Source organism: Saccharopolyspora sp. 6M (assembly GCF_020176775.1).
GTDB classification, from domain to species: Bacteria; Actinomycetota; Actinomycetes; order Mycobacteriales; family Pseudonocardiaceae; genus Saccharopolyspora_C; species Saccharopolyspora_C gregorii.
This window is the reverse complement of sequence record NZ_JAIUJZ010000309.1, coordinates 246-4,697: the sequence shown is the minus strand read 5'-3', so window position 1 is coordinate 4,697 and position 4,452 is coordinate 246. Positions and strand designations below refer to the sequence as shown.

Below are 4,452 nucleotides of genomic sequence, written 5' to 3'. Positions count from 1 at the left end.
CGGCGAGCGTGACCATCTCTGCTTCCTCGGCGCGGGGGCGGGGCGCGCCGAAGAATACATGAACGGTTGCTCAGGTGTTCAGTCGTTCAGGCTTCCGGTCGTGCGGATACACTGCGCGCATGGGTCACGGTGTCGAAGACGCGGTCACGCCCGCGGCGAAGCTGGACGCCACCGCGGCGGCCTCCGTCGCCGAGACCCTCCAGGCGCTCGCCACCCCGTCCCGGCTGCTGATCCTCAGCGAACTGCGCCAGGGCGCCCGGCCCGTCGGGGGGCTCGCCGAAGCCGTCGGCATGGAGGCCTCCGCCGTCTCGCACCAGCTGCGGCTGCTGCGCTCGCTCGGGCTCGTCACCGGCAACCGCAGCGGGCGCAGCGTCGTCTACAGCCTCTACGACGACCACGTGGCGCAGCTGCTCGACGAGGCCGTCTACCACATCGAGCACCTGCGCCTGGGGCTGTCGGGCTGACCGCGCGCGGGCGCGCTCACCCGGCCATCTCGGGTTTGAGCACCACCTTCGTCCAGCCGTCCTCGCGGTTGTCGAAGCGCTCGTAGGCGTCCGCGGCGCGCTGCAGCGGCAGGTCGTGCGAGACGATGAACGACGGCGCCGCCCGTCCGTGGTGGATCAGGTCCCGCAGCCGCCGGTTGTAGGCCTTCACCGGCGCCTGCCCGGTGCCGATCCGCTGGCCCTGGAACCAGAACGAGCCCATCTCGAACGCCAGCTTCCCGTCCTGCTCCAGCCGGTCCGGCGAGCCGGGGTCCGACGGCAGGAAGATGCCGACCGCGCCGATCCCGCCGGTGAACCGCACCGAGTTCACCAGGCTGTTCATCGTCATCTCCGGGTGCTCGGCGCCCTGCGGGTCGTGCGCCTGGTAGCCGACGCACTCGCAGCCGCGGTCCGCGCCGCGCCCGTCGGTGAGGTCCAGCACCTGCCGGGCCGGATCACCGTCGGAGTCGTCCACCGCGATCGCGCCCATCTGCTCGGCGAGCCGCAGCCGGTCCCGGTGGCGGTCCACCACGAAGACCTGCGACGCGCCCTGCAACAGAGCGGAGTACCCGGCCATCAGCCCGACCGGCCCGGCGCCGTAGACCACGCAGGACTCCCCGGGGCGCAACCCCGCGAGGCGGGTGGCGTGCCAGCCGGTGGGGAAGATGTCGGCCAGCATCACGTAGTCGTCCTCCTTGTCCGCGGCGTCCTCCGGCAGCCGCAGGCAGTTGAAGTCGCCGAACGGCACGCGCAGGTACTCGGCCTGCCCGCCGTGGTACGGGCCCATCCCGGCGAAGCCGAACGCCGCTCCCGCCATGTCCGGGTCGGGGTGCGCCGTCAGGCAGTACGAGGTCATGCCGTCCTCGCAGTTGCGGCAGAAGCCGCAGCCGATGTTGAACGGCAGGCACACCCGGTCGCCGACCTGGATGCGTTCGACGCCGCCGCCGATCTCCGCCACCACGCCGAGGTTCTCGTGGCCGAGCACCCGCCCTGGCTCCAGGTCGGTGCGCCCTTCGTACATGTGCAGGTCCGAGCCGCAGATGTTCGTGGTGGTGATCCGCACCAGCACGTCGGTGGGGCGTTCGATCCGCGCGTCCGGGACGTCCTTGACGGTCACCTGGCGCGGTCCTTCGTACACGAGCCCTCGCATGGCGTCCTCCTGCCGGGAGTTCTCGTTGCGGTGCAACGGGTTGTGCGGTCACCGGTCGTGACCTCTCTCCCGGTTAACCGCCGCCCGGCCGACGTGAAACTTCGCCGCGCGCCGCGAGGTCGATACGCTCGGCGCATGGCGGACTACGTGCAGGTCGTGACCACGACGGATTCCGAGCTTGCCGCGGCGGAACTGGCCCGCGGCGTCGTCGAGGCGCGGTTGGGCGCCTGCGTGCAGGTGGTGCCGATCCGCAGCTTCTACCGCTGGGACGGGGCGGTGCAGGACGATCCGGAGTGGCAGCTGCAGATCAAGACGCCGGCGGCGCGGCTGGACGCGCTGGTCGCGCACCTCCAGGAGCACCACGGCTACGAGGTGCCCGAGGTGATCGCGACGCCGATCGTCGGCGGCAACCCCGGCTACCTGTCCTGGTTGGACGCGGAGACCGCGGGCTGAGCCCGCGGGTGGACGGCCCCGCGGGTGGGCCGTCCCTCGCGTGATCAGTCCTCGCGGACCGCGATGGCGGCCGCGGGGCACAGCGCGGCCGCCTGGCGCGCGGCGTCCTGGTGCTCCGGGGCGGGGGAGGCGTCGAGCAGGACCACGACGCCGTCCTCGTCGCGCTGGTCGAACACGGCCTCGGCGGCCAGCACGCACTGGCCGGCGCCGATGCACCTGTCCTCGTCGATCTCGATCTTCACGGCGTCCTCCTCGGTGGTGGGGGTTCCGGCGCCCGCTGGGCAGTCAGCCGACTGAAGGCTACGCTAGCATTTAAGTCAGACGCCTTTCTTAAAGAGGATGCGATGCGAGCCGACGACACCACCTGCCCCGTCACCGGGCACGCCACCGACCCCCTGCCCTTCCCCTTCCCGCTGCCGACCGCCCTCGAACCCCCGCCGGAATGGCGCCGGTTGCAGCAGGAGTGCCCGGTGGCCCGGGTGCGCACCGTGATCGGGGAGGACGCGCTGCTGCTGACCCGCTACGAGGACGTGCGCGCGATCCTCGCCGACCCGCGGTTCACCCGCAGGCCCCTCGACGACGCCGAGGACAGCTCCTTCCCGAACACCATCGCCCAGGGCGAGGGGCACCTGCGGTGGCGGCGGCTGCTGAGCCGCTCCTTCACCGTCAAGCGGATGCGCGCCCTGCAACCGCGGATCGCCGGCATCGCCCACGAGCTGATCGACGAGATGCTCCGGCAGGGAGCCCCCGCCGACCTGCGCACCGCGCTCGGCTTCCCGCTGCCGGTGTACGTGATCTGCGAACTGCTCGGCGTGCCCGCCGCCGACCGCGCCAAGTTCGCCCACTGGTCCGACCACATGCTCAACCTCACCCGGTACACCGAGGACGAGGTCCGCGCCTCCGGCCAGGAGCTGTGGAACTACTTGGCCGAGCACGTCCGCGCCAAGCGCGCCGAACCCGGCGACGACCTGCTCTCCGAGCTCACCGCGATCAGCGACGCCGACGACGGCAGGCTCACCGAGACCGAGCTCATCGCCACCGGCCAAGCCCTGCTCATCGCCGGGCACGAGACCACCGCCAACATGATCGGCAAGATGGCCGCGATGCTGCTGTCCCGCCGGGAGCGCTGGGAGAGCCTGCTCGCCGACCCCGCGCTCGTCGACCCGGCCGTCGAAGAGGTGCTGCGCTTCGACGCGAACCTCGGCAGCACCGGCATGCACCGGCACATCACCGAACCCGTCGAGATCGGCGGCACCACCATCGAAGCGGGCAGCACCGTGCTCGCCCTCATGCAGGCGGCCAACCGGGACGAGGACGCGTTCACCGACGCCGCCGAGATGGACCTCGCCCGCACCCCGAACCCGCACCTGACCTTCGGCGCCGGACCGCACTCCTGCCTCGGGCAGTCGCTGGCCCGCGTCGAACTGCGCACCGTGCTCGGCGCGCTGCTGGAACGCGTGCCCGGCTTGGAACTGGCCGTCCCCGCCGACGACCTGCGCCGCCGGGAAGGGCTCCTGGTCGGCGGGCTCGAAGAAGTCCCGGTGCGGTGGTGAGAAGATGACCGCCGTGGACGCTCGACCCGCGCGGAACCGGACCGGCGCGCGCCCCGGTGCCCGCCGGGAACGCGCCGACGCCACCCGGGCACTGCTGCTGCGCACCGCGGAACGGCTGTTCGCCGAACGCGGGCTCTCCGAGGTGTCCAACCGGCAGATCGTCGACGCCGCCGGGCAGGCCAACAACTCCGCGCTGGCCTACCACGTCGGCACCCGCGACGACCTGCTGCGCGCCATCAGCGCCTCGCACAGCGAGCCCATCGTGCGGCACACCGGCGAGATGCTCGCCGCGGCGCGCGGATCCCGCGACCCGCGCGAGCACGTCGCCTGCATGGTGCTGCCGTACGTCCGGCACCTGGCGAGCCTCGGCAATCCCAGCTGGTGCGCCCGGTACACCGCGCAGGTCGCCACCGACCCGGTCGTGCGCAGCGGGCCGATGCACGCGCCCGAGATGGAACCGCTGCTGGCCGAGGCGAACGCGGCGCTCGCCGAGCACGCCCCCGAACTCCCGCCGGAGGTCGCCGCGATCCGCCGCGACACCGCCCGGCTCGCGGTCCTGCACACCTGCGCCGAGCAGGAGCGCGCGGCCGCGGCCACCGGCATCCCCGCCGACTGGGAACTGGTCGGCACCGCCCTCACCGACGGCCTCACCGGACTGCTGCTGGCGCCCGTGGTGGCGGGAGGTGTCAGCGGACGGCGGTCAGCGGGGCGCGGGGCCGGGGGGGGGCCCCCCCCCGCCGGGGGGGGCGGGGGGGGGGGGGGGGGGGGCCCCGGGCCCCGGGGGGGGGGGGGCGGGGGGCGCGGCGCCCCGCGA

The 4,452-nt window shown here is 73.2% G+C and carries 5 protein-coding genes and 1 pseudogene; 4 read left to right on the top strand and 2 right to left on the bottom strand.

The window, feature by feature from the left end:
- The first annotated feature begins 119 nt into the window (after positions 1 to 119).
- A complete protein-coding gene (locus LCD31_RS28225) occupies positions 120 to 464 on the top strand; it encodes a metalloregulator ArsR/SmtB family transcription factor (RefSeq protein ID WP_224963143.1) in 345 nt (114 codons plus the stop codon).
- Positions 465 to 480: 16 nt separating this feature from the next.
- Here the strand turns inward: LCD31_RS28225 and LCD31_RS28220 are convergent, their stop codons facing one another.
- Positions 481 to 1,632, bottom strand: coding sequence for a glutathione-independent formaldehyde dehydrogenase (locus LCD31_RS28220; protein ID WP_224963141.1), 1,152 nt, complete (start codon positions 1,630 to 1,632; stop codon positions 481 to 483).
- A 135-nt stretch (positions 1,633 to 1,767) separates the two neighbouring features.
- On the opposite strand from LCD31_RS28220, the gene cutA reads away from it, so the two are divergent.
- Entirely contained in the window at positions 1,768 to 2,085 is a 318-nt protein-coding gene (cutA, locus tag LCD31_RS28215) for a divalent-cation tolerance protein CutA (protein WP_224963139.1), read from the top strand.
- 44 nt (positions 2,086 to 2,129) lie between these two features.
- Here cutA and LCD31_RS28210 read toward each other — a convergent pair whose 3' ends face one another.
- Positions 2,130 to 2,327, bottom strand: coding sequence for a ferredoxin (locus tag LCD31_RS28210; protein ID WP_224963137.1), 198 nt, complete (start codon positions 2,325 to 2,327; stop codon positions 2,130 to 2,132).
- Between the two features lie 102 nt (positions 2,328 to 2,429).
- Here LCD31_RS28210 and LCD31_RS28205 point away from each other — a divergent pair, with 102 nt between their 5' ends.
- Positions 2,430 to 3,638 (top strand): cytochrome P450, encoded by a 1,209-nt coding sequence (locus LCD31_RS28205; protein ID WP_224963135.1) that lies wholly within the window; start codon positions 2,430 to 2,432, stop codon positions 3,636 to 3,638.
- Between the two features lie 4 nt (positions 3,639 to 3,642).
- Positions 3,643 to 4,452 (top strand): annotated as a pseudogene (locus LCD31_RS28200) (TetR/AcrR family transcriptional regulator); the annotation flags it as partial.

Coding starts and splice junctions, on each gene's coding strand:
- LCD31_RS28225 (WP_224963143.1), top strand. CDS start 120: ATGGGTCACGGTGTCGAAGACGCGGTCACGCCCGCGGCGAAGCTGGAC.
- LCD31_RS28220 (WP_224963141.1), bottom strand. CDS start 1,632: ATGCGAGGGCTCGTGTACGAAGGACCGCGCCAGGTGACCGTCAAGGAC.
- cutA (WP_224963139.1), top strand. CDS start 1,768: ATGGCGGACTACGTGCAGGTCGTGACCACGACGGATTCCGAGCTTGCC.
- LCD31_RS28205 (WP_224963135.1), top strand. CDS start 2,430: ATGCGAGCCGACGACACCACCTGCCCCGTCACCGGGCACGCCACCGAC.